Source organism: Photobacterium damselae subsp. damselae (genome assembly GCF_038086725.1).
GTDB classification, from domain to species: Bacteria; Pseudomonadota; Gammaproteobacteria; order Enterobacterales; family Vibrionaceae; genus Photobacterium; species Photobacterium damselae.
In genome coordinates, this window is sequence record NZ_CP146970.1 from 553,862 (window position 1) to 579,097 (window position 25,236).

Annotated in this window: 14 protein-coding genes; 4 read left to right on the forward strand and 10 right to left on the reverse strand. The window is 43.2% G+C overall.

The genetic code is table 11. The features are described 5' to 3' along the window. Window positions 1–115: 115 nt before the first annotated feature. From btuF to gltB (WAX86_RS02605), 7 genes are all read right to left on the reverse strand, one after another. Window positions 116–949 (reverse strand): vitamin B12 ABC transporter substrate-binding protein BtuF, encoded by an 834-nt coding sequence (gene btuF, locus WAX86_RS02575; RefSeq protein WP_068946925.1) that lies wholly within the window; start codon window positions 947–949, stop codon window positions 116–118. Continuing rightward, the gene (locus WAX86_RS02580) at window positions 950–1,909 is read right to left on the reverse strand and encodes a cobalamin biosynthesis family protein (RefSeq protein ID WP_005301285.1); all 960 of its coding nucleotides are present in this window, start codon (window positions 1,907–1,909) and stop codon (window positions 950–952) included. It abuts the gene before it with no gap. After that, window positions 1,909–2,607, reverse strand: coding sequence for a 5'-methylthioadenosine/S-adenosylhomocysteine nucleosidase (mtnN, locus tag WAX86_RS02585; protein WP_005301283.1), 699 nt, complete (start codon window positions 2,605–2,607; stop codon window positions 1,909–1,911). Before mtnN ends, WAX86_RS02580 begins: the two co-directional genes overlap by 1 nt. A 126-nt stretch (window positions 2,608–2,733) precedes the next feature. After that, entirely contained in the window at window positions 2,734–4,152 is a 1,419-nt protein-coding gene (locus tag WAX86_RS02590; protein WP_341489053.1) for an FAD-dependent oxidoreductase, read from the reverse strand. Between the two features lie 11 nt (window positions 4,153–4,163). Beyond that, on the reverse strand, window positions 4,164–8,624 hold the full coding sequence (gltB, locus tag WAX86_RS02595) for a glutamate synthase large subunit (RefSeq protein ID WP_341489054.1): 4,461 nt from the start codon (window positions 8,622–8,624) through the stop codon (window positions 4,164–4,166). A gap of 223 nt (window positions 8,625–8,847) precedes the next feature. Beyond that, complete coding sequence (locus WAX86_RS02600) at window positions 8,848–10,314, reverse strand: glutamate synthase subunit beta (RefSeq protein ID WP_341489055.1); 1,467 nt, start codon at window positions 10,312–10,314, stop codon at window positions 8,848–8,850. Next, a complete protein-coding gene (gltB, locus tag WAX86_RS02605) occupies window positions 10,307–14,854 on the reverse strand; it encodes a glutamate synthase large subunit (protein ID WP_237029508.1) in 4,548 nt (1,515 codons plus the stop codon). The genes WAX86_RS02600 and gltB (WAX86_RS02605) overlap by 8 nt, the downstream gene beginning before the upstream one ends. 643 nt (window positions 14,855–15,497) lie before the next feature. Between gltB (WAX86_RS02605) and WAX86_RS02610 the strand changes: the two genes are divergently transcribed. The 3 genes from WAX86_RS02610 (at window position 15,498) to arcB (ending at window position 20,937) form a co-directional block, all read left to right on the forward strand. Beyond that, complete coding sequence (locus tag WAX86_RS02610; protein WP_341489056.1) at window positions 15,498–16,427, forward strand: TIGR01212 family radical SAM protein; 930 nt, start codon at window positions 15,498–15,500, stop codon at window positions 16,425–16,427. A gap of 191 nt (window positions 16,428–16,618) precedes the next feature. Then, a complete protein-coding gene (locus tag WAX86_RS02615) occupies window positions 16,619–18,430 on the forward strand; it encodes a diguanylate cyclase domain-containing protein (protein ID WP_341489057.1) in 1,812 nt (603 codons plus the stop codon). A 140-nt stretch (window positions 18,431–18,570) separates the two neighbouring features. Then, window positions 18,571–20,937, forward strand: coding sequence for an aerobic respiration two-component sensor histidine kinase ArcB (arcB, locus tag WAX86_RS02620; RefSeq protein ID WP_005301271.1), 2,367 nt, complete (start codon window positions 18,571–18,573; stop codon window positions 20,935–20,937). 78 nt (window positions 20,938–21,015) lie between these two features. Here arcB and arcA read toward each other — a convergent pair whose 3' ends face one another. After that, window positions 21,016–21,735 (reverse strand): two-component system response regulator ArcA, encoded by a 720-nt coding sequence (arcA, locus tag WAX86_RS02625; protein WP_005301270.1) that lies wholly within the window; start codon window positions 21,733–21,735, stop codon window positions 21,016–21,018. Window positions 21,736–22,398: 663 nt separating this feature from the next. On the opposite strand from arcA, the gene WAX86_RS02630 reads away from it, so the two are divergent. Then, on the forward strand, window positions 22,399–22,893 hold the full coding sequence (locus WAX86_RS02630) for a putative 4-hydroxy-4-methyl-2-oxoglutarate aldolase (protein ID WP_341489058.1): 495 nt from the start codon (window positions 22,399–22,401) through the stop codon (window positions 22,891–22,893). A gap of 10 nt (window positions 22,894–22,903) precedes the next feature. On the opposite strand, the gene WAX86_RS02635 is transcribed toward WAX86_RS02630, so the two are convergent. Both WAX86_RS02635 and aceK read right to left on the reverse strand, forming a co-directional pair. Beyond that, entirely contained in the window at window positions 22,904–23,371 is a 468-nt protein-coding gene (locus WAX86_RS02635) for a hypothetical protein (RefSeq protein ID WP_341489059.1), read from the reverse strand. Between the two features lie 110 nt (window positions 23,372–23,481). Next, entirely contained in the window at window positions 23,482–25,206 is a 1,725-nt protein-coding gene (gene aceK / locus WAX86_RS02640; protein ID WP_341489060.1) for a bifunctional isocitrate dehydrogenase kinase/phosphatase, read from the reverse strand. Window positions 25,207–25,236: the final 30 nt, after the last annotated feature.

The window sequence follows — 25,236 nt, forward strand, 5'->3', positions numbered from 1 at the left end:
TTTGTACCTACGAGGTTAAATTTAGTAAAAAAAGCGTGACGATTTTACGAGTTAATTTTTTGAGTACAACCGAGAATGATTGCTTTGTGAGGCTTTTCACACAGGTTTTACTATTTTATTGGTGTGAGGAATTTCTTACCTGATCCAAGTAATCGCACACTTGTTGGACTGCCAGCAATGTGCGTGGCGTTGGCCTATTTAACCAATCACTGTTTAAACGATAGATAGCATGATGATCAACCGCTGGGATTTTTCCTTGCCATTGCTGCCAACGCCCAAGGTCGGTATTGGAGTGGCTGGTGCCAAAAATTACTTGAGGTTGGCGCACAACAACTTGTTCTGTATTTACTTGTGGGTAGGGTACGGCACTATCGGCAAAAATATTTTTCCCGCCACATAAAGCAAAGACCTGATTTGGCCAACCGCCTTTTGCTACCGTCATCAGTGGTTGGTCACTGAGCTGATAGAAGTAACTGACACTTTTTTCGTTATGATATTTTTTTCTCAGTAACTCCAACTGATTTTGGAAAGCGGTAGCGCTAAGATCTGCTTGAGATGGGTTATCAGCATATTGGCCTAATAGACGAATATTATTTGCAATATCTTCTAATTTAACCGGATTTGAGTAAAAGATTGGAATGCCAAGTTGCGCCAATTTTTCCATTTCTCGCGGTGGATTTCCCCCTTTCCAAGCTAGAACCAGATCCGGCTTGAGCGCTAAGATGCGTTCTAGTTTGATCCCTTTATAATTGGCAACATGTTCGAGTTTTTGTGCACGAGCTGGATAATCACTGTATTCACTAACTGCAACGAGTTTATCACCAAGGCCTGCAGCAAAGGCTAACTCAGTAGTATGGGGCGATAGACTAATAATGCGCTGAACGGATGAATTTGCCCAACAAGAGATAGAGCTAAAAAGCAATAACAGGGTGATACCAAAACGGCGCACTTAACCCCCTAAATGAAAAATAATTAAAGTGATACTGAGTAATAGCAGCCAAACCAGTAGGCGTTGGCGTAATAACAACAGTAATTGTTCTAGATGGAAACCAGCAGGAGCAATACGGCCACCAATTCGAGGGCGTTCACGTTTTTTATCGTGATACAGAGCTGGTCCCCCGAGGGCAATACTGAGTTTGTGTCCAGAGGCAATCAGAAGCCATCCTGGACCGGGAGAGAGCCAGTTTTCCCCTTGTTGCTGCAACCCTTGAAGTGCCTGTTTGCCGTTATTGCCAAAGCAAAGTAGCAGCGAGAAGATTCGCATCGGAACAATATCCAGTAACGCGGTTATCTTACTGGCTGTTTGACCAAAAAATTGAAATTGACTTCGAGTTGGTGACCATGCTCGGGCAAGCCCCGAAGCGAGGCGATATAAGAGGGCACCGAGCCCGCCGCCAATGCAGTACCAAAAGAGCACTGTCACCACATTACGCCCATACCCCACTAATAAGGTTTCAGCTCCTGCTTTGCCTAGTCCTAACAGAGATAGCGGTGCAACATTGCGATGAACCCAAGGGGCAAGTAAGTGTTGGCACAGTGGTTTGTTTTCTTGCTGATAAGCTTGAGTAAACCGTTGACCAAATTCATCAATACTACGCCAATCAAGAGCCAGCCACAGTAAGGTCAGTTGAAAGACACTGTCGAGTTGAACTAACTGATATAAGGCAATAAAAAATATTAAGGCCAACCCCCACAACGTGAACCATGCTAAAGAGCCTGCGAGTGTTTGTTGCTTTGGGCTGTCGTTGGAATGATTGACTTTTTCGGCGATCATAACGGCTAGGCGCTGCCAGATCGTAAGAGGATGTATTGCTGTTGGGATGGGGAGAACCCAATGTAATAGCAATGCTCCCCACATAATCAGTAGGGAGCTATTGTTGATGGCTAAATCAAACCAAGATGAGGTCATTATTGATTTAGTAGCTCAACCATTTTTGCCACCATTACCGATGAGCTTTGTGCAGCCAGCGGTAAGAACTCATCAAAGCTCATTGGCGATTCTTTATCTGCCACATCAGAAATTGCACGTACAACAACAAATGGCAGTTTGAACTGGTGACAAACCTGAGCAATAGCCGCCGCTTCCATTTCCACCGCAACTACAGTAGGGAAATGAGTGCGGATAAAGTTTTGCTTCTCTTCTGTGCAGACAAAAGCATCACCTGTACAGATAAGGCCGCGAACCGCATGAGTATCAGTCATGGTTGCTAGTGCTTGTTCTGCCACTTCCATTAGATTGCTATCGGAGATAAACGCCGCTGGTTGTTGAGCCATTTGACCCATCTCATAACCAAATGCTGTCACATCAGCATCGTGGTAACGAACTTCAGTTGAAATAACCACATCACCCACGTTTAGGCTTGAATCAAAACCGCCAGCAGAACCTGTGTTAATCACAACATCTGGTTGGAATACTTCAAGAAGAATCGTAGTGCCTACTGCCGCTGCAACTTTACCGATGCCTGATTGAAGAAGGGCGATCTCTGCGCCATTTAGACGACCTGTGTAGATAGTACAGCCCGCTTTATTGTGAGTTTGGCAATCTGTTAGTTGATCTTTTAGGATCGCAACTTCTTGCTCCATTGCACCGATAATACCGATTTTCATGGTGATTTCTCTTTGTTGTTCAATTAAGCCCAAAGGCATTTGGCATTATTTTACCCATGATATTAACGATAACCAAGCTATTAACGACCAACCAAGTTATACCAAGGATTTTTATCTGTGATTTATTCAGTTCAGATCCAAATAGTCCAAAATACCCAGAGCCGCTTTTCGTCCCTCATCAATGGCGGTAACTACCAGATCTGAGCCTCGCACAGCGTCACCACCTGCAAACAATTTCGGATTGGTTGTCTGGTAAGCAAAATCACCGTCAGCTGGGGCAATAATGCGGCCTTGAGAATCTTTTTCTACTGCAAAATTGTCTAACCAAGGTGTGGCATGAGGCTGAAAACCAAAAGCCATAATGACAGCATCGGCGGGAAGTTGTTGCTCACTGCCAGCAATGATTTCTGGTCGGCGGCGTCCTGCACTATCGGGTTGGCCCAGTTGGGTACTAACGACCGTGACGGCTGAAACCTGACCTTGGCTATTGGTTTCAATGGCGATAGGTTGCAGGTTGAAAAGAAAGCGGACACCTTCTTCTTTGGCATTTTGTACTTCGCGCTTTGAGCCGGGCATATTGGCTTCATCACGACGATAAGCGCACACTACATCATGAGCATTTTGGCGAATAGCCGTACGAACACAATCCATCGCGGTATCGCCACCACCTAGAACAACAACACGTTTACCCTGCATCGATAGCTTGGCGTGTTGACGAGTGCCAGGTTGGAGCAAGTGCTCGGTATTGGCAATTAAATAAGGTAAAGCATCCAATACGCCATCAGCATCTTCGTTAGTAAGATTTGCGCGGATATTTTTATAAGTACCAATGGCTAAAAATACGGCATCAAACTGCGTCATAAGGTGTGAGAATTCGATATCGCGGCCAATTTCAGTATTGAGTTCAAACTGAACGCCCATCTCACTAAACAGTTGGCGGCGGTGAATCATGATCTCTTTTTCGAGTTTAAATGCAGGGATACCAAAGGTTAGTAAGCCACCGATCTCACTGTATTTATCAAACACAACTGGCTTCACTCCGTTTCGTACCAGAATATCAGCACAAGCGAGACCTGCGGGACCGGCACCTATGATGGCAACCTTTTTATCACTCCATTCAACATGACTTAAATCGGGTTTCCAACCGAGCTCAAACGCTTTATCTGTGATGTATTTTTCAATATTACCGATAGTCACGGCCCCAAAATCGTCATTTAAGGTACAAGCACTTTCACACAACCTATCTTGGGGGCAAACTCGGCCACAAACCTCTGGCAAGCTATTGGTTTGATGAGATAACTCGGCAGCTTCAATGATTTTTCCTTCGTTGGCCAGTTTTAGCCATTGGGGAATGTAGTTGTGAACTGGGCATTTCCATTCACAATAGGGATTACCACAGTCTAAGCAACGATCTGCTTGAGCTTTGGCTTGCAGTTGCGTAAAGGGTTCATAAATTTCAACAAACTCAATTTTACGGATCTTCAGTGGCTTTTTGGTTGGATCGATACGTGCCACATCAACAAATTGATAGATATTCTGACTCATAACGACTCCTTCTATTGAGCTTGAATGCGCAGTTCAGCGGAAGAACGACTCTGATGCCCCAGCAAAGTGGAAACATCAGCCGATTTGGGTTTGGCTAAATAAAAACGCTCTATCCAATTGTCAAACTGGCTTAAAATCTGCTGAGCTCGCTCAGATCCCGTTTGTTGGTAATGTTTGTCGATCAGACCACGAAGGTGCTCTTGATGAATCGGCAACTGACTGAGCTCTATAATCTCAATCAGTTCAGAATTCACTCGACCACCAAAGTCGCCTTTTTCATCAAGAATATATGCAAAACCACCGGTCATACCGGCACCAAAGTTAACCCCGGTTGAGCCTAAAATTGCAATAATGCCGCCAGTCATATACTCGCAAGCGTTATCTCCAGCGCCTTCTATTACTGCAATGGCACCTGAATTTCTGACGGCAAAGCGTTCACCTGCACATCCGGCTGCAAATAGCTCTCCTCCTGTTGCACCATAAAGACAGGTATTGCCGATTATGGTTGCTTGGTGGGAGGCAAAAGCCGACCCTTGTGGTGGGGCAATAACAATGCGTCCTCCTGCCATACCTTTACCCACATAGTCGTTAGCATCTCCGATCAAATTGAGTGTTAAGCCTCCGGCATTCCAAACTCCGAAAGATTGTCCTGCACTTCCAGTAAAATTCAGAGTAATAGGGGATGTTGCCACGCCGCCATTACCATAACGTTTAGCGATTTCGCCAGAGAGACGAGCCCCCACTGCGCGATCTGTATTTTGAATAGCAAAGTGCAGTTGTAAGCTCTGTTTTTGTTCTACTGCACAAATGGTCTGTTCAACAATGTGCTGGTTTAATTTGCCTTGATCAAATGGCTGGTTCTCTTCACTACAATAGGGTGTTTTGCCATCTTGAATAGGTGCACTGATAAGCAAAGCGGAGAGATCGAGCTGACTTTGTTTATGGGTAGTCCCTGGTAAACATGTGAGCAGATCGGTTCGCCCAATAAGGTCGGTCAGCTTAGTTACCCCCAGTTGAGCTAGTAACTCACGCACTTCATGACCTAAACCAATAAAGTAATTCATCACTTGTTCTGGCAGACCTTTAAAGTACTTTTGTCGTAAGTGTTCATCTTGGGTTGCGACACCTGTTGCGCAGTTATTGAGGTGACAAATACGCAAATATTTACACCCCAGTGCCACCATTGGCGCAGTGCCAAAACCAAAGCTTTCGGCCCCTAAAATCGCAGCCTTAATCACATCGAGTCCGGTTTTAAGACCGCCATCAACTTGCACTCGTACTTTGTGGCGTAAGCCATTACTTACCAAGGCCTGTTGAGTTTCAACCAGACCTAACTCCCAAGGGCTACCTGCATATTTCACTGAAGTTAGAGGGCTTGCTCCTGTACCGCCGTCATAGCCTGAAATGGTGATCAAATCAGCATAAGCTTTGGCAACTCCTGTGGCGATAGTGCCAACTCCAGGTTCGGAGACCAATTTGACCGAAACCAGAGCCGCGGGATTGACCTGTTTTAAGTCAAAAATCAGTTGGGCCAAATCCTCAATTGAATAGATATCGTGATGAGGTGGTGGTGAGATTAAGGTGACACCAGGTACAGCATGGCGCAATTTGGCAATTTCTGTCGTGACTTTATGGCCTGGAAGTTGGCCGCCTTCTCCGGGTTTTGCCCCTTGTGCGACTTTAATTTGAATCACATCGGCATTGACCAAATAGTGTGGAGTAACCCCAAAGCGACCAGAAGCGACTTGTTTAATACGTGAGTTGCGCTCTGAGTGAAAACGACTTGGGTCTTCGCCGCCTTCACCTGAGTTAGAAAAACCTCCTAAGCGGTTCATGGCAATGGCAAGAGCTTGATGGGCTTCTGGACTGAGCGCACCAATAGACATTGCAGCAGAATCAAAGCGGGGATAGAGTGCATCCAACGGCTCTACTTGAGCTAAATCTATCGGGGTTGTGTTTTCGGTTAAGGTGAATAAATCTCGAAGGGTAGCAATGGGGCGCTGATTAACAGCCTGACTGTAAGCTTGATAGTCGCAATATTGACCAGACTTCACCGCCTGTTGCAGTAAGGTCACCACATCTGGGTTATAGGCATGAAATTCACCATCAAAAACGTATTTTAATAAGCCACCATGATTGAGCGGTTGACGTTTTAGCCATGCGCGACGATTTAAGTTATACAAGTCTTGTTCAAAGTCACTAAACTGAGCGCCTTGAATTCGACTGACCACACCGTTAAAGCAGAGTTTTATAATGTTTTGGTGTAATCCCACTGCCTCAAAAAGATGAGCGCAACGATAAGATGAGATGGTAGATATCCCCATCTTTGACATAATTTTAAATAGCCCCTTGTTGATGCTGTTACGATAATTAAGCATCACTTGGCGATAGGATTTGGTAATGGTGTTGTTATCGATTAAAGCTGCCAGTGACTCGTAGGCTAAATAGGGATAGACAGCCGTGGCACCAAAGCCAAGCAGTACTGCAAACTGGTGGGGATCGCGCGCGGTTGCTGTTTCAACAATGATATTGGCATCGCAACGTAAATGAGTATCCACTAAACGCTGTTGAATAGCGCCTACAGCCATTGCAGCAGGAATTGGATAGCAGTGCGGTTGAATATTACGGTCCGATAAAATCAACAGCACGCTACCTTGCTGTATTGCGTTTTGTGCTTGATCGCAGCAATGGATGATCGCTTGTTCTAGACTCTGTTTGGTTGGATCAAAATTAAGTTCTATTTGACTATGACCATAATGACTTGGAGCGAGCTGTTTGAGTTGTTCAAAGTCAGAAAAGAGCAGTACCGGGGATTGAAAACTGACTCGGGCTGCATGGCCATCGGTTTCACAAAAGACATTCATCTCCCGCCCGATGCTGGTGGCCAGAGACATAACATGGTTTTCTCGCAGTGGATCAATGGGCGGATTGGTCACTTGAGCAAACATTTGTCTGAAGTAATCGGTGATCGGTCGTTGTTGAGAAGAGAGAACAGCCATGGGAGTATCATCACCCATAGAGCCAGTTGCTTCTTGCCCATTTTCTCCCATAACTCGTAATACTTGTTCCAGCTCTTCACGGCTGATATTAAATAGCTTCTGATAAGTCTTAAGTTGTTCGTTATTGAGTGCGCGACTGCCTACTTGCTCATCATCCAGTTGTTCAAAGGGGATAAGGTGTTGAACGTGTTGTTCCATCCAGTGTTGGTAGGGGTGGCGATTCATCAGCTCATTGTCAATATCTGCCGAATGCCAAATTTGACCAAACTTGGTATCAATCACTAATAACTCACCAGGTCCAACCCGGCCTTTTTGTTTTACTTCATCGGCGGCGTAATCCCAAATTCCCACTTCAGAGGCTAAAGTGATCAGATTATCTTTGGTGATCACATAGCGAGCAGGACGTAAACCGTTACGATCTAAGTTACAAGCAGCATAGCGACCATCAGACATTACAATCCCTGCTGGCCCATCCCAAGGTTCCATATGCTTGGAGTTAAAATCGTAAAAGGCGCGCAGTTTGGGATCCATATCGGGATGGTTTTGCCACGCTGGTGGAACTAACATGCGCATTGCACGAAACAGATCCATACCGCCGGCTAAAAATAGCTCTAACATGTTATCGAGACTGGACGAATCTGAACCGGTTTCATTGACAAAAGGGGCGGCACTTTGTAGATCGGGCAGTAAAGGGGAGGCAAATTTGTATCCGCGCGCTCGGGCCCATTGACGGTTGCCCGCAATGGTATTGATTTCACCATTATGAGCTAAATAACGAAATGGTTGAGCCAGTGGCCAGCGAGGTTGGGTATTGGTTGAAAAACGCTGATGAAACAAGCAAATTGCCGACTCTAAGCGAATATCTCCCAGATCTCGGTAAAATCGTGGCAGATCAGCGGGCATACATAGCCCTTTATACACCACAACTTGAGTCGATAAACTGCAGATATAAAACTCGGAATCATCGACTAACTGCTGTTCGATACGACGTTTGGCTATATACAATCGGCGATCCACATCTCGTGGTTTCCAGCCCGCTGGTGCATTTACAAAGATTTGTTCAATTGTCGGGAGTGAGTCTTGAGCGATTGGGCCGAGAACGGTGGGATCAATCGGGACCTTACGCCAGCCAACAATAGATAAGGTCTCTTTTTTAAGTTCGGCTTCAATGATCTGTTTAGCTTGATTGGCTCGGGGTGGATCTTGGTTAAAAAAGATCATACCCACGGCATACTCTCGGGCCAGATGCCATTGTAACTCTTCGGCGATATGACGGTAGAAGCTATCGGGCTTTTTCATCAATAGACCACAACCATCACCGGTTTTGCCATCGGCTGCAATGCCGCCTCTGTGAGTCATACGATCAAGGGCGGTAATGGCGGTGCGAACTAACTTGTGACTTGGCTCGCCTTGAGTATGAGCGATAAGACCAAAACCACAATTATCTTTTTCTAACGAAGAGTCATACAACATAAAACACTCCCTGTTGACTGAGTCATTTTGCTTCCTGCAATAATTCACGTTAATCAGCTTTTACAAAAAGATCAAATATTGCTAACAAAATTTAGCGCAGTCACACAGAGTTTTATGCTAGTTCGGGCAATTAAGTTGTCAGATCTCACTGAGATAAAACGGAAAAAGCCAGCACGTTAGAGTGCTGGCTTAAGTTTAAGGAAGGAATGTATAAAACGATGAGTTAAGAGAGCATCAACGAGTCTGCTTTTGCCTCTAGTTGACTGTTGCCCATAAGATAATTATCAATGGCTCGCGCGCACTCTCGACCTTCATTGATACAACGAACAACCAGCGATTGCCCTGTACGCATATCACCTGCAGCAAAGATCCCAGCTTGGTTTGTGGCATAGCCTGTGGTAGCAACATTACCACGATCATCTAAGGTGATATCTAGCTGTGCCAGTACTCCAGTTGGTTCTGGATGGAGAAAGCCCATTGCTAGAAAGGCGAGATCGCATGGGATAATACGCTCAGATCCTGGAACTTCAGTAAAGCTTGGACGTTCTCCCTCTTTAGCTTCATCCCAAGTGATATCAGCAATACGTAAGGCTTTAACATTGCCGTTATCATCACCGATAAATGCTTTTGTTAGGATATTCCAGAACCGATCGCATCCTTCTTCATGTGAGGTTGAAGTTTTCATGATCATTGGATAAGACGGCCAAGGTTGGTTACTTGGTCGTGTTTCTGGTGGTACAGGTAGGATTTCAAGTTGAGTGATGCTGCTTGCACCATGACGATTAGAGGTACCCACACAATCGGAGCCTGTATCTCCGCCACCAATTACCACCACATGTTTATCTTTTGCATGGATCTCGGTCGCCTTTAGATCCATGTTATTGGCTCGGCGATTATTTTGCGCTAAGAACTCCATTGCAAAGTGGACCCCTGTCAGCTCTCGACCAGGAATTGGGAGATTGCGAGGTACAGTTGAGCCGCCGGTAAGTAGCACAACATCAAAGTCTTGGCGCAGTTGTAGCGCGTTGATATCGACACCAACATGGGCGTTGACGACAAACTCAATGCCAGCTTTGGCCATAAGATCAATCTTACGATCTATGATGTTCATACCCAATTTAAAGTCGGGAATACCAAAGCGAAGCAGTCCTCCTACTTTTTCATCACGCTCAAATACCGTTACTGTGTGACCTGCGCTATTGAGCTGCTCTGCCGCTGCCAGTCCAGCGGGGCCAGAGCCGATAATTGCCACCGTTTTTCCCGTTCTTGCTCGGGGTGTTTTCGGTTTGGCATAACCCTCTTTATAAGCACGTTCAACAATATTTTTCTCAATATTACAGATAGTAATAGGATCTTGGTTGATCCCAAGTACACACCCACTTTCACAAGGTGCTGGACAGACACGACCTGTAAATTCAGGGAAATTATTGGTTGAACTTAATATGTGCCACGCCTCTTCCCAGCTATCGCGATAAACCGCATCATTAAATTCTGGAATGATGTTGCCGATTGGACAGGCGTTGTGGCAAAACGGTACGCCACAATCCATACAACGTGAGGCTTGTTGATTAATTTTGTCACCAAATTCGTTATCAAGTACAAACTCCTTGTTATCTTGAATACGAACACTTGGATCGACTTTCTTTGGCAACTCGCGGCCAAACTCTAAAAATCCTGTAGGCTTACCCATCAATGGCCTCCAACTCTTCCTTGTTTTCAGCTTCTGCTTTACGTTTCTCTAATACGGCCTTGTAATCTCGCGGCATCACTTTAACGATCTGCTGTAGATTGTGATCGAAGTTTGATAAGAAGAGCTCGGCAACTGAACTTCCTGTGTATGCGACATGTTTTGTTAACATATCCAGTAATAGAGCTTTATCTTCATCATCAAGTGGATCGAGATCGACAAGTTCTGCGTTGAGCTTACTATCAAAATCACCGTACTGATCCCAAACATACGCAACACCACCGCTCATACCTGCGGCAAAGTTACGACCTGTTTGACCTAAAATAAGAGCGATGCCTCCTGTCATATACTCACAGCCGTGATCGCCAATACCTTCAACCACTACTTTTGCACCTGAGTTACGAACACAGAAACGCTCACCGGCCATACCACGAATATAAGATTCTCCTGAAGTTGCGCCGTAGAAACAGACGTTACCAACGACAATATTATCTTCAGCAATAATGGATGACTGCTGGTTTGGATAGAGAACTAATGTTCCCCCTGATAAACCTTTACCCCAGTAATCATTGGCATCACCTTCAACGGTAAACTTAACTCCTTTGGCCAGGAATGCTCCAAAGCTTTGGCCTGCTGAACCATTAAATTTAACGTTTAGTGGCTGTGGTAGTCCCTGATCTTTATAGATTTTAGAGATCTCATTTGACAGCATGGTGCCAGTACTGCGATCGGTATTGATAATCGCTAATTCAGCTTCGACTGCTTTGCCTTCATACAGCGCAGGAGCTGCCAGTTCAATTAACTGTCTATCTAGAACATGTTCTAAGTTATGTTGCTGCTGCTTTTGGTTGTAGATACCGTCATCAGCACGTGCTGCTTCATTAAATAGAATTGGGCTTAAATCTAGATTTTGATACTTCCAATGGTCGATATTGTGGCGAACTTTCAGCTTATTAACTTGACCTACCATCTCATCAATAGTGCTAAAGCCGAGCTCTGCCATAATTTCACGTAGACCTTGTGCCATATATTGGAAGAAGGTCACCACATCTTCTACACGACCATCAAAGCGCTCACGTAAGGTTTTATTTTGCGTTGCGATACCAACCGGACATGTATTCTTATGACACTTACGCATCATGATACAGCCTTCAACCACAAGCGCTGCAGTCGCTACGCCCCATTCTTCTGCGCCAAGTAGAGTTGCAATGGCCAAATCACGAGGTGTTTTCATCTGCCCATCGGCCTGTACAACAATACGATTACGGAGACCGTTTTTCAGTAGTGTTTGGTGGGTTTCGGCAAGGCCCAGTTCCCATGGCAAACCAGTATGACGAATGGATGAGATAGGAGAGGCGCCTGTGCCACCGTCAAATCCAGCAATCAGCACGACATCGGCTTTGGCTTTAGCCACACCAGAGGCAATGGTTCCGACACCCGCTTCCGAGACCAATTTTACGTTTACCCGGCTACGACGGTTGGCGTTTTTGAGGTCATAAATGAGCTGTGCCAAATCTTCGATTGAGTAAATGTCATGGTGTGGCGGTGGTGAAATAAGGCCAACCCCTGGTGTTGAATGGCGAGTCGCTCCAATCCAATCATCAACTTTATCCCCAGGCAGCTGACCGCCTTCACCAGGTTTCGCTCCTTGCGCCATTTTAATCTGTAGTTCATCGGCATTGGTGAGGTAGTAAGAAGTTACACCAAAACGACCTGACGCTACCTGTTTGATAGCAGAGCGTTCCCAATCGCCATTTTCATTTGGCTCAAAACGGATTGGGTCTTCACCACCTTCACCGGAGTTTGATTTTGCTCCAATTCGGTTCATTGCCACGGCAAGGGTTGAGTGGGCCTCATATGAGATTGAACCGAAACTCATAGCACCTGTTGCAAAGCGTTTTAGGATACTTTCGATTGGCTCAACGTTTTCAATCGCAATAGCACCTGCCGGATTTTTAATAAAATCGAGCTGGCTTCGAAGTGTAACTGCGTTATCCCCTTGGGCATCAACCGCATTGGCGTATTGCTTAAATTGTTGATAGTCCTTGTTGCGGGTGGATTGCTGCAGTAATGAAATAGTTTCTGGGTTAAACAGATGTTTTTCACCACGCTGTTTCCACTGATACACCCCACCGACATCAAGCATTTGGATTGGAATTTCACGGGTAGGGTAGCCGACACGATGGCGTACTACCACTTCTCGTGCAATGTCATCTAGGGTTAGACCTTCGATACGAGAAACCGTACCAGTAAAGTATTTATCAACCACAGCTTTGCTGATCCCTAATGCTTCAAAAATTTGAGCACCGTGGTATGACTGAAGAGTGGAAATCCCCATTTTAGAGAAGATTTTTAATAGGCCGCCATTCACGCCTTTACGGTAGTTATTAAATAACTCTTCTGTGGTTTTTTCACGATCTAGCTTACCTTTGCGTTGCAGATCAACAATGGTTTCAGTCACCAAATAAGGGTTGATGGCACTAGCACCATAACCGACAAGCGTTGCAAAATGGTGGGTTTCACGGGCATCACCAGTTTCGACAACAATGTCACATTTTGCTCGAAGACCTTTACGGATCAAGTGGTGATGTACAGCACCTACTGCTAGCATGGCCGGAATTGCCGCATGGTTTGAGTTGACCGCACGGTCCGTTAAGATGATGATCGAATAACCGTCAATCACTGCATCTTCTGAATATTGGCAAATACGTTTTAGTGCGCGCTCAAGTTTGCCGGGTTCGCCGCTAGCGCGAAATACAATATCTAATGTTTTGGCTTGGAGGTGCTCGTTATCAATTGCGCGCAATTTTTCTAGCTCAGCATTTGAGAGTACCGGACTTTCAAGCTCAACCTTGCGACAGTGCTGAGGGGTTTCAATCAGTAAGTTTTGATCTTTACCAATATAGGTATTAAGCGACATCACCATACGCTCACGAATCGGATCGATTGGTGGGTTAGTCACCTGAGCAAAGAGCTGCTTAAAATAGTTGGCAAGATGCTGTGATTGATGAGATAGAACGGCTACTGGCCAATCTGCTCCCATCGAACCTAAAGGCTCATAACCTGTGCTGGCAAGAGGTACAATAATTTCATCGACTTCTTCGCTGCTCACACCAAAGGCTTGCTGATGATGCAGCAGACGTTCTGGGGTTGGCTGGTGATGCATGTTATCGGCATCAGGCAGTTTCTTTAGACTAAGAAGATTGTTCTTCACCCATTCTTGATAAGGTTGAGCTTGAGCTATGCTATCTTTAACTTCTTCATCAGAAATAATACGACCTTGTTCTAGATCGGCAACAAAGATACGACCGGGTTGGAGGCGTCCTCTAAATTGAATATTTTCAGGTTCAATTTCAACAACACCAGATTCTGACGCCATAATTAAGAAGTCATCTTTTGTTACTGTATAACGTGACGGACGAAGACCATTTCGATCCAGTGTTGCCCCCACTTGTACCCCATCGGTAAAGCACACTGATGCCGGACCGTCCCACGGCTCCATAACGTTGGCATGATATTGATAGAACGCGCGGCGCTTAGGATCCATCTCTTTGTTTTCTTGCCAAGCTTCAGGGATCAGCATCATAAGAGCATGTGGCAAAGTACGCCCTGATAACACTAATAGTTCTAGCGCCATATCAAAATTAGAGGAATCTGAACTGCCTTCTTGGCAAATAGGCAGTAGCATACTTATTTCTTGTGGGCTAAATAGCTCAGATTCTAAAATAGCTTCACGGGCTTTCATCCAGTTTAGGTTACCGCGAACCGTATTAATTTCACCATTGTGGGCAATATAACGGAACGGCTGAGCTAAACGCCATTTTGGAAATGTGTTAGTAGAAAAGCGCGAATGAACCAGAGCGAGAGCCGTCACCATAGCTGGATTTTGCAAATCTAAAAAGTATTGTGGTACCTGCTCTGTAGTTAACTGGCCTTTGTATACAAGCGTTTTATAAGACATGGAGTTGATGTAAAAATCGTCTCCAATATTCGAAACACTCTCAAGGCAGACTCGAACGGTATAGTTACGCAGCACATACAGTTTACGTTCTAATACTTCAGATTTTAGGTTGGCACCGCCAGTAATAAAGACATGTTCAAACTGAGGCTCAGTACTTAATGGATCCTCTCCAATCATGGAATTATCAACAGGAAGCACTCGGTAACCGATAATTTCAAGGTCGAGTCGTTTGGCATTACGCTCTAAGATATCTCGGCATTGTTGGCGTTTGTGTTCATCTTTAGGAAATAGAACAACACCCACACCATATTGGTCAAAAGAGGGCAGTTTAATCCCTTGCTTTACCGACTCTTCTAATAAAAATTCATGAGGTTTTTGCAGTAAAATACCCGCACCATCACCACTGCAGGGATCGCACCCTTGACCACCGCGATGCTCCATTCGAGCAAGCATATCAAGAGCTTGAGTGACTATTTGATGAGATTTTCGGTTTTTCAGATGGGCGACGAAGCCGATACCACAAGCATCATGTTCCATTTCAGGCACGTACATGCCCTGAGTACTACGCTCTTGATCCGTCATAGATACATCCTTCCAGTTATCGCAAGCCTTATCCTATGGCTTGATTTTCCCTAATCTTATTGTGGTCTTATGTAAGACGATGTGGACATCATGTCCCGTGGTTACATAAGCGTGTTTGCTGTGGGAGAAAATAAAGTTCTATAGCAAACGATATGTTGGGTGTGTGCGATGAAATACGCAAAAACACTGCTTACACCCGAGTTAAGTGATAGATATCACTATTAAACGCCCAATTTATGTCAAAAATGTTGCTTATATTTTGCGCGCAAGTGTAACTATCCTACAGTTTTGATACATTAATTACCAATAGAAATTAACATGATTTGTTGGGAATGCCAGCACTTTGGGTTGCTTTTCAACGAATAATGCCAGAGCGACCCTCTCTCTTTTTACTATCTTCTTGTTTTTATTGATATGGGAAAAAAGAATTCTCAATAACTGCGAGTTTTTAAAATGTTAAAGTTATTTATGTTGTTGTTTTTTAATTACTAAGTCGAATCATGTTATTTTTTAACCGAAATTATCAGGTAAATTCGGCGTTTTCTTGTTTTCACACAAAGAACCACGGTTAAAGTGTGCTAATTTGTGCGGTTCATTAGAGCTCTAGCTCTGTTCTTATTTTTGCTATTTATCAGGTAACACCATGCAATTGCACGAGCGAGTTAATACTTTTGGTCAGGATTTACAGCGTCGCTATGGCGAAAAGGTTCATAAGCTGACTCTACATGGCGGTTTTAGTTGCCCAAACCGTGATGGCACAATTGGACGTGGTGGTTGTACATTTTGTAATGTAGCTTCTTTTGCAGATGAAAAAGCGCAATTTTTACCGATTCATGAGCAGTTGACTCAACGTGCCGGTGAGGTAAATAGGGCCAAGAAATATTTAGCGTATTTTCAGGCATACACCAGCACTTACGCTGAAGTACAAACATTGAAAAAAATGTATGAAGAAGCCCTGCAAGCAGCTGATATTGTCGGTTTATGTGTTGGAACTCGTCCTGATTGCGTACCTGATGCTGTTCTCGATTTACTTGCGGGGTATCGCGAGCAAGGCTATGAAATTTGGTTAGAATTGGGGCTACAAACGGCCAATGATAAAACCTTAAAACGTATCAACCGGGGTCATGACTTTGCCTGTTATGCCGAGATCACGCGTCGTGCCCGTGCATTAGGAATTAAAGTCTGTACTCATTTAATCGTGGGTTTACCGGGTGATACAAAGCAAGATAATTTAGAAACGATTAAGCGCGTGGTAGAAGTGGGCGTGGATGGGATTAAATTGCATCCGCTCCATTTGGTCGAAGGCAGTAAGCTTGGGCAAGCTTGGAAAGTAGGCCGAATTGAAGAAGTTAGTCTTGAGCAATACAGCGATATCGCCTCGGAAATGATCCGTTTAACGCCACCGGATGTGGTTTATCACCGTGTATCGGCTAGTGCTCGAAAACCGACTCTATTAGCGCCTTCTTGGTGTGAAACTCGTTGGTTAGTGATGACTGAGATTTGGCGAAACTTAGAACAGTTTGGTGCTCAAGGTAGTGGGGTTGGCGCTCCTTTTGTCTACCAAAAGCCATAGTAATGTATAGGTGTTTGCGCATTTTATAAAATATTAAGTGAGATTGTTTAAATCTCCTTTGGTATAGAGGCCGTTATTGTATAATGGCCTCTAAATTAAGGAAGTTGGTAGCGCAATTGTGCTTTTTCACGATGGTTTAGGAATTGGCTAATTTGAATTTTTTGGTTTAAATAATCACAGTAGGCGTAGTTTTGGGGCGATATTTACTTCTTTTAACAGCACTGGTCAGTCTCGTTCTTGCCACTATGAGCTTTCTTTTAACCGATGAAACCATGGCTGAGTTTGCGACTTTAATTGTTGTTTTCTGTATTGTTTTCGGTGGGGTATTTGTCCTGCTATTGATCTATAGTATTGACTCTCTCTCTCTTGAAAAAACCCATCAAATATTGGCCAAAATGCCATTCCCTGTCGCTTTAGTACGACTAAAAGATGGCCAATTACTCTATTGCAATAAAGCGTGCCGGGAATTACTAAGCATTCGAAAAATTGGCGACTCTTATCTCTATCCTGAATATATATCTTCTGCGACCGTATGTGATTTTCTACAAACTTTTCACGGGCAAAACTCATTTCAACAATGGTCTGAAAGTGTGCCAATGCCTGGTAATAAGTCATTATCGCTTGATATTACGGGTAAACGAATTCGTTATCATTGGTATCCAACCTGGATGCTTTTTATTTCCAAAACACCACAAAATAATAGTTCCGAAAATCAGTTAGCCCAAGAGCAATTGATGTTTCAAAGTGTGTTGAACTCTCTTTCTGAGTTGGTCTATTTCCAAGACCCTCAAGGTCGAATTATGGGCTCAAATAAGGCCTTTGATCGCTTCTGGCAAGGAAGAATTGAAGAGGGGGTCTTAGACTATCAGCAAGATCATGAGCATAGTCTGGGAACCAATTCGATCCATTGGTGGACTACAAACCCTGAAGGTTCCAGTCGTTTACTTGAAACTAACCAAACTTCTCTGATTAATGCTAAAGGAGATGTGATGGGGACGCTTAATATTAGTCATGACGTAACTGAGTGGCATGAAATGCAAGAGAGTTTACGAACTGAAATTGAGCGCCGGGAAGAGACGGAACAAACCTTAGCCCAACAAAATAATTTATTAGATACCATTATTAACTCCAGTACCGATCCGATTGGTTTAGTTAATCAGTATTGGGTTTATATCGGTTGTAATGAGTTATTTGCCCAGTCGCTCGGTTACACCAAAGAAACCTTGTTGGGTAAAAGTGCTGAAGAGGTTATTTCCTCCGATAAATGGGAGATGTTCCGCCAAAGTGATCGCGAAGTGATGGAGTTAGGCCGCTCGACAAAAACCGAAGATTGCGTATTAAAAAATGATGGCACATTAGTCTGGTATGAAGTGCAGAAGTCTCCTTTTATTGATCCTACCGATGGTGCTCGTGGCATGTTGATTATTGCCCGTGATGTCACTGAACGAAAAAAAGCGGAGCAACAGTTGGCCGATGCGATCATGGAACTTCAGGCATTAAGCTTTATTGATGGCCTAACACGTATCGCAAACCGCCGTAGCTTTGATGATAGCTTGCATCGTATGTGGCACAGTCATATTCGTTTGCAACAACCCTTAACGTTAATTTTCTGTGATATTGATTATTTCAAAGCATTTAATGACAGCTATGGACATCAAATCGGAGATACTGTGTTAAGAGAAGTGGCTACTGTCTTAAGCTCGGTTATTCAGCGTGAAACGGACGAAGTGGCTCGTTATGGTGGGGAAGAGTTTGCGATTTTATTACCGACTACCGATAGCAAGGGCGGCGAATATGTGGCGAAGAAATTGCAAAAGGCATTAGCACTACGTGCCAAAGAAGCGCCTTTTTGTGACATTCCAACTACGTTAACCTTAAGTATCGGTATTACAACGGTTATTCCTCAACCTAATGAGGGATTCCAACACTTCTTAGAGCAGGCCGATAAAGCACTATATCAAGCAAAGGCCGCAGGGCGTAATTGTTATCGACATTTCCAGTAAGTACCGTATTGAAAAGCTCAGGTTGATTCCTGAGCTTTTTTTTGACTTTTTTAACTGAAACAATCATTTCCTAAGGTTTCAGTATATTATGGTGTTATTGGAAAAAGTTCTCTCTGACTGTTAAGTAATGGTATTCATTGATGAAGCAAATCAAAGTATTAGCCCAGTTTTATGTCGACTTGCTGGTTAAATTAGGGATAGTAAGATTCAGTTTATTGTTAGCGTTAGGTTTGGTTGCGCTGGCTATTTTAGTACAAGTGGGTGTGACTTTAGTCCTACATGGCGAGGTGCGAGATGTTGATATTGCCCGCTCGGTTGCCTTTGGTTTATTAATCACCCCTTGGGCAGTCTATTTTCTTTCTGTGGTCGTTGAGCAACTAGAAGATTCGCGCCAGAGGTTATCTAAGCTCGTCACTAAACTGGAAGAGATGCGTTCGCGAGATATGCAGTTAAATAAACAACTGCAAGAGAACATTACCAAACTTAATCAAGAAATCGATGAACGCCAAAAAGCGGAAGAAGCTCGTGAATTGGCGATGGAAGACTTAGAAAATGAAGTTTACCATCGTGAAAAGGCACAATTAGAACTGGCAGAACAGAGTGCGTTGCTGCGCTCGTTTTTGGATGCTTCACCTGATTTGATTTATTACCGAAATGAGAAAAATCAGTTTTCTGGCTGTAATCGGGCAATGTCTGAATTGGTCGGTAAAAGTGAAAAAGAGCTGGTTGGTCTTACTCCTTGGGATGTCTATAATCCTGAGTTGGCGACCAAAATAGCCAAAACTGATCAGCGAGTATTTGATGAAGATGTCTCTCTAACTTACGAGCAATGGTTGGAGTATCCAGATGGACGAAAGGCGGTATTTGAACTGCGTAAGGTTCCTTTTTATAGTCGCAGTGGTCGTCGTTTAGGTCTGATGGGCTTTGGTCGTGATATCACCGAACGTAAACGTTATGAAGAGGCCCAAGAGAAAGCCAGTCGAGATAAGACCTCATTTATTTCTACTATAAGCCATGAATTGCGAACCCCATTAAATGGTATTGTTGGCTTAAGTCGAATGTTGCTTGAAAGCGAGTTAACTGAAGATCAGCGTAATTACCTCCGCACTATTCATATCAGTGCGATAACGTTAGGGAACATTTTTAACGATATTATTGATCTGGATAAGTCTGATCGCCGCCGATTAGAATTATTACCCAAGCCTCTAGATTTGCCTGAGTTTATTACTGAAATTGGTAATATCTCAGCATTAATGGCCGAGCAAAAAGGGTTGCGGTTCGACTTAGAGCAATTGACGCAACTGCCGAAAATGATTGAGGTAGATGGCACGCGTTTACGTCAAGTACTGTGGAATTTAATGGGTAATGCCACCAAATTCACTAAACAGGGAGGCGTTATCTTATCGGTCAGCTGTGAGGTTGAAGCCGATCAAGCTCATATCCAATTTGAAGTGGAAGACAGTGGTATTGGTATTCCTGCCGGGGAGCTGGATAATATTTTTGCGATGTATTATCAGGTTCAACAGGGAGATGATAATTTACATGCGGTTGGAACGGGTATTGGTTTGGCCGTTTCGCGTCAGTTAGTGCAATTGATGAATGGTGATATTACAGTGAGCTCTGAAGAGGGAGAAGGCAGTACTTTTACCGTTAATATTACTGTTCCAATCTTAGCTTGTAATACGGTTTCTGCTGAAGAAGATGAAGAGCTACCCTCTGTGCCACAATTGGGTTTGAATATTTTCATGGTAGAAGATATAGAGCTTAATGTGACGGTGGCAAAATCGCTACTTGAAAGTTTAGGCCACCATGTAACCGTTGCTATGCGTGGTGATGAAGCTCTTGAGATGTTTGATCCTGAAGAGTACGACTTAGTATTATTGGATATTCAGCTACCTGATATGACGGGGTTTGAAATTGCTCAAACACTGCGTGAGCGGTATCAGCACCTGCCAGCTTTAGTTGCGTTAACTGCGAATGTCATCAAAGATAAGAGTGAGTATTTAGAGCAAGGAATGGATGAAGCTTTAAGTAAGCCACTGAGTGTTAAAGCCATTACTGAGGTGATTCAACGTTTGGTCTTAACCTGTTCGTTAGATGATGAACAAGAAGAAGCGTTACCATTTAGTGCTAATTCTCAGGATCAGATGTATGAACAATTACTGGATTTAGAGATGCTGAGCTCTTATGTTGAGATTGTAGGGCCAAAACCAGTATTAGACAGTATTGCGATGTTTGAAGAGATGATGCCGGGATATTTGGAAATATTGGATTCGAATATGATGGCAAAAGATCAAGACGGCATAAAATTTGAGGCCCATAAGATCAAAGGGGCGGCAGGCTCTATTGGTTTAAAACACATTCAACAAGTTGCCCAGATGGCGCAATCTCCTGAATTGCCAACTTGGTGGGAAAATATAAATGACTGGGTTGATGAGATTAAATATGGTTACCAAGATGATTTAAAAGTATTAAAAGCTTGGTTAGCTCAGTACGAAAAACAATAATTTATTTGATAATTCCGCGACAAAAAAGGCTTCCATCCGGAAGCCTTTTTACTTTGTAGCATCAAGAATAATCAAAGATTAATCTTGTTCTAAGTCGCCGCAGAAACGGTAACCTTCACCGTGAATCGTGGCAATGATTTCTGGCGTATCAGAAATAGATTCAAAGTGCTTACGAATACGACGAATGGTTACGTCAACAGTACGATCGTGTGGTTTAAGCTCACGACCTGTCATCTTCTTCAGAAGATCTGCACGCGTTTGGATCTTGCCTGGGTTTTCACAGAAGTGCAGTAGAGCACGGAACTCTGAACGAGGCAGTTTAAATTGATCACCGCTTGGGCTAACAAGTGAACGGCTGTTGATTTCTAAAGACCAGCCGTTAAAGCTGTAACGCTCAACAAGCTTTTTGTCTTCAACCGGCATACCTTGATTCATTGCACGGCTTAATAGGTTACGCGCACGAATAGTCAGTTCACGAGGGTTAAATGGTTTAGTGATATAGTCATCTGCGCCAATTTCTAGGCCTAGAATCTTATCAACTTCGTTATCACGGCCTGTTAGGAACATCAGTGCCATGTCACCTTGCTCACGCAGTTCACGAGCAAGTAGTAGGCCATTTTTACCTGGTAGGTTGATATCCATAATCACTAAATGAACAGGGTGCTCTGAAAGCATCTGGTGCATTTCATTGCCGTCGTTCGCTTCAAATACAGTGTATCCTTCTGCTTCGAAGATACTCTTTAGTGTATTACGTGTTACGTGCTCGTCTTCTACAATTAGAATATGAGGGGTTTGCATGTGGCTGTACCTAAGTTTAAAAACTGAATCTGGTGTTAATACACAGAATAGTTAAATTCTATGAAAAAAATTTACATACAGGCAAAGTATTTAAAAAGAAAACTTGCTTGATGTGCAATTATTCGCCTGTTTTGGTACGCCATCCGTTTCTAGAGTTACAAGATAGAATCCTAGAATGCCCGAGAAAAATGGGGCTACTGGCTACAATTTCCCTTAGATGGCGTCGATTGTATTCACTTAACAGCTCGATAACAATATAACTGTTTTAATTCGAGGCTGGTTTTTAGGCATTTCTTGATTTATATCAAACAGGATGAAGAATATTCATCTCTCTCCATAGCCTTTAACATTCGCTACAAAATATGCTGCAAAATCCAATCCGTAAAGCTTCTTGGTGTAAAAAAGTATGGAATTGGAGCTGCGATCAAATCATTTATTGCAATATTGTCTCGCGATGATTTTACATTTTTTTAGCAAGAAATGCTTTTTTGATAAATAAGAACATAGATAACTACGAGAAATGTGCATATTTTCAACATTTGGCCATAATTAGAAAGATATTACGGCAAAAATTTTCCGTAAAAAGAGATGAAATTGTTGCAGTTACAGCAAGCTAGTCATAGAGCGTAATCGAAATTTGATAACAGAATGGGAGAAGTAATTATGGACAACGATCTCTTACCTGATTTATGTGATGCGTATGAAGATAAAATTTTGTGGCTTCCTGTGACTTGGCAAGATTATGGTGGAAAATCGGTATTTTCTGGACAGATCGTAACGTTACGTTGCTTTGAGGATAACAGTTTAGTTCGAGATATTTTATCGCGGCCGGGTAAAGGGAAGGTTTTAGTGATTGATGGACACGGTTCTGTTAATCGAGCCCTACTTGGTGATCAACTGGCACGATTAGCGGTGCAAAATGAGTGGCAAGGCATTGTTGTTTATGGTGCGGTTCGTGATGTGGTGACTTTATCTGGTTTAAACCTAGGGGTAAAAGCTCTTGGTGTTTGTCCCCTAAAAACGTTAAAGCGTCAAAGTGGTGAAGAAAATGTGATGCTCTCTTTTGCCGATTGTCGTATCTTTCCAGGTGATCACTTATATGCGGATCAAAATGGAATCATTGTTACGCCTCACCCTTTACCTAATATTGTTGAGTAATGATTCGCACTCAAAAGCGAAAGCCTAATCCCAGTGCCACTACCTGTTCAATATCTTGATAATCAACCGTTGCATTTAAGTTAAGCTGCTCTGTAAGTTGATATTGGCTCGATAGTTCCATGCCTAATTGAGTCTGTTGCTCTGTCGAGGTCGATGTTAATGCACTATTAATACTGATTCGCGGGGATAGATGATATTTAATTCCAGAGAGTAGGCCGTGGGATGCCTGCTGTTGTTTGGATGATGATGTGAGTCGAGAGCTCAGATAGAGTTGGATATTTGCTCCTAGATGGTATTGATAACCGCTTTCTATTTGCCACACATCGAACTGTTTAGCCCCGCCAGATTGGGAGGATAAATACCAACCATGAGTTGATTGATGCACTCCTGTATCGTAATCAATAAATTCATCAAATTCAGCAGCATTCAAGGATGGCGCAAATAATAAGAGCGAAAGGAGCAATATTCCATAGCGCATTGTCAGTACCATCCTTGTTTCATATTTCAGTCTTTTTTCATACTAGAATAATTTTGAGAGAAACGGCAATTCTAACTATGAGAATAATGACTAAATTGTGCTTTTTGTGATTAAGTTAACTTCGGTAAAAGCTTATGGTGATTCTGATATGGATACACATCTTCAAGTTTTCCTTGTTTAATATTTTGTTGAAGTTGCTGCCAAAAACTGGCTTCAAAGAGATCGCCATGCAAAAGCTCAAACAGTTTTCTTACTTGCGGGTTAGGAACCAGAAAAGTTGGAAATTCTTCGGGAAAAACATCATTAGGTCCAACGCTATACCAAGGCTCAGCCGCTAATTCATCTTCTGGGTATCGAGGCGGTGGAATACGACGGAAATTAACGTCGGTCATATAACTGATTTCATCATAATCATAGAACACAACGCGCTTATGACGTGTAACACCAAAGTTTTTAAATAGCATATCGCCAGGGAAAATATTGGCTGCGGCAAGCTGCTTAATCGCCGTTCCATATTCATTAATCGCGTGGTAGATATCGACCTCTGTTGCCGTTTCAATATAAAGATTAAGTGGCACCATACGCCTTTCCATATATAGGTGATCAATAAGAATTTCATCATCGCAAATATGGACAATACTTGGGGCGACCTCTTGTAACTCTTCTAATAATTCATCACTGAATCGATGTTTAGGAAAGCTGAAATTTCGATATTCTTGGGTATCTGCCATTCTCCCCACTCGATCATGCTCTTTAACCAGTAAATATTTCTCTTTTACTGTGTTATGACGAATATCTTTTTGTGGGGCAAAGGTGTCTTTAATAATTTTAAAAACAAAATCATAAGATGGCAGAGTAAAGACTGACATCACCATGCCTTTTACCCCAGGCGCAAGAATAAATTGATCATTAGATTGGGCTAAATGATGAATGAAATCGCGATAGAGTTCAGTTTTCGCGTGTTTTTGGCAGCCAATGGCGGTGTAGAGCTCTGCTAGGGTTTTATTGGGCATTAACTGCGCTAAGAACCGGACTAAAGCAGCTGGGGCTGGGGCGTAAACCATAAAATAGGAACGAGCAAAACCGAAAATAATACTGACATCATTAACATCACAAATACAGGCATCAATATAGAGCGATTGGCCGTGATGATTGAGGATTGGCAAAACAATAGGAGAGGTCATATGGTCTGAAAATTGCAGCTGACCAACCAGATAGGCGGCTTTGTTGCGGTAAAACGGTTCACGAATTAATTCTATGTGACTTAACAAGGCTAATCTCTCACCAAACTCTTGTTGTAAATGCTCGATTAAAAGCGTGATATCGTTGGTTTGATCTCGCCATGATAAGGTAAAGGGGGTGTCATTTAATAAACGTTGTAATAACTGTTCTAACGAGTCTTGATAATGATAAATCCGAGTTAAATTAGTTGGATAAATAGGAATGCGTTGCTGTTGGGAGCTATCGACGAACAGTTTATCGGGAGCGATATGTTTATGTTGAAAAATACGACAATAGACCGAGTTAAAAAAACTTTCTGCAATATCGTATCTTGGGTAATCGATCAGTAAGTCTTCGTAAGCCGCTTTGACTTGAGTAATAAAATTTTGATTATTATAACGCTCGCCAACCATAGCTTGTATCTGATGGGTAACCAGCCCAACATGATGATCGTAAAAATGGATTCGAGCTTTTAATGCGTGATGAACATCAGGCCACAGTTGCTGCTCAAATCGAGCTTGAGCGCCAGCAGTCACATCGAGAAAGCGACCGTACATGGCATCAAAACCTTGCAATATGGTTTGTGCGGCGAGTAAATCCATTTTAGCTGCCATGACGCTCTCCTGATTCTTGTCCATTTTTAG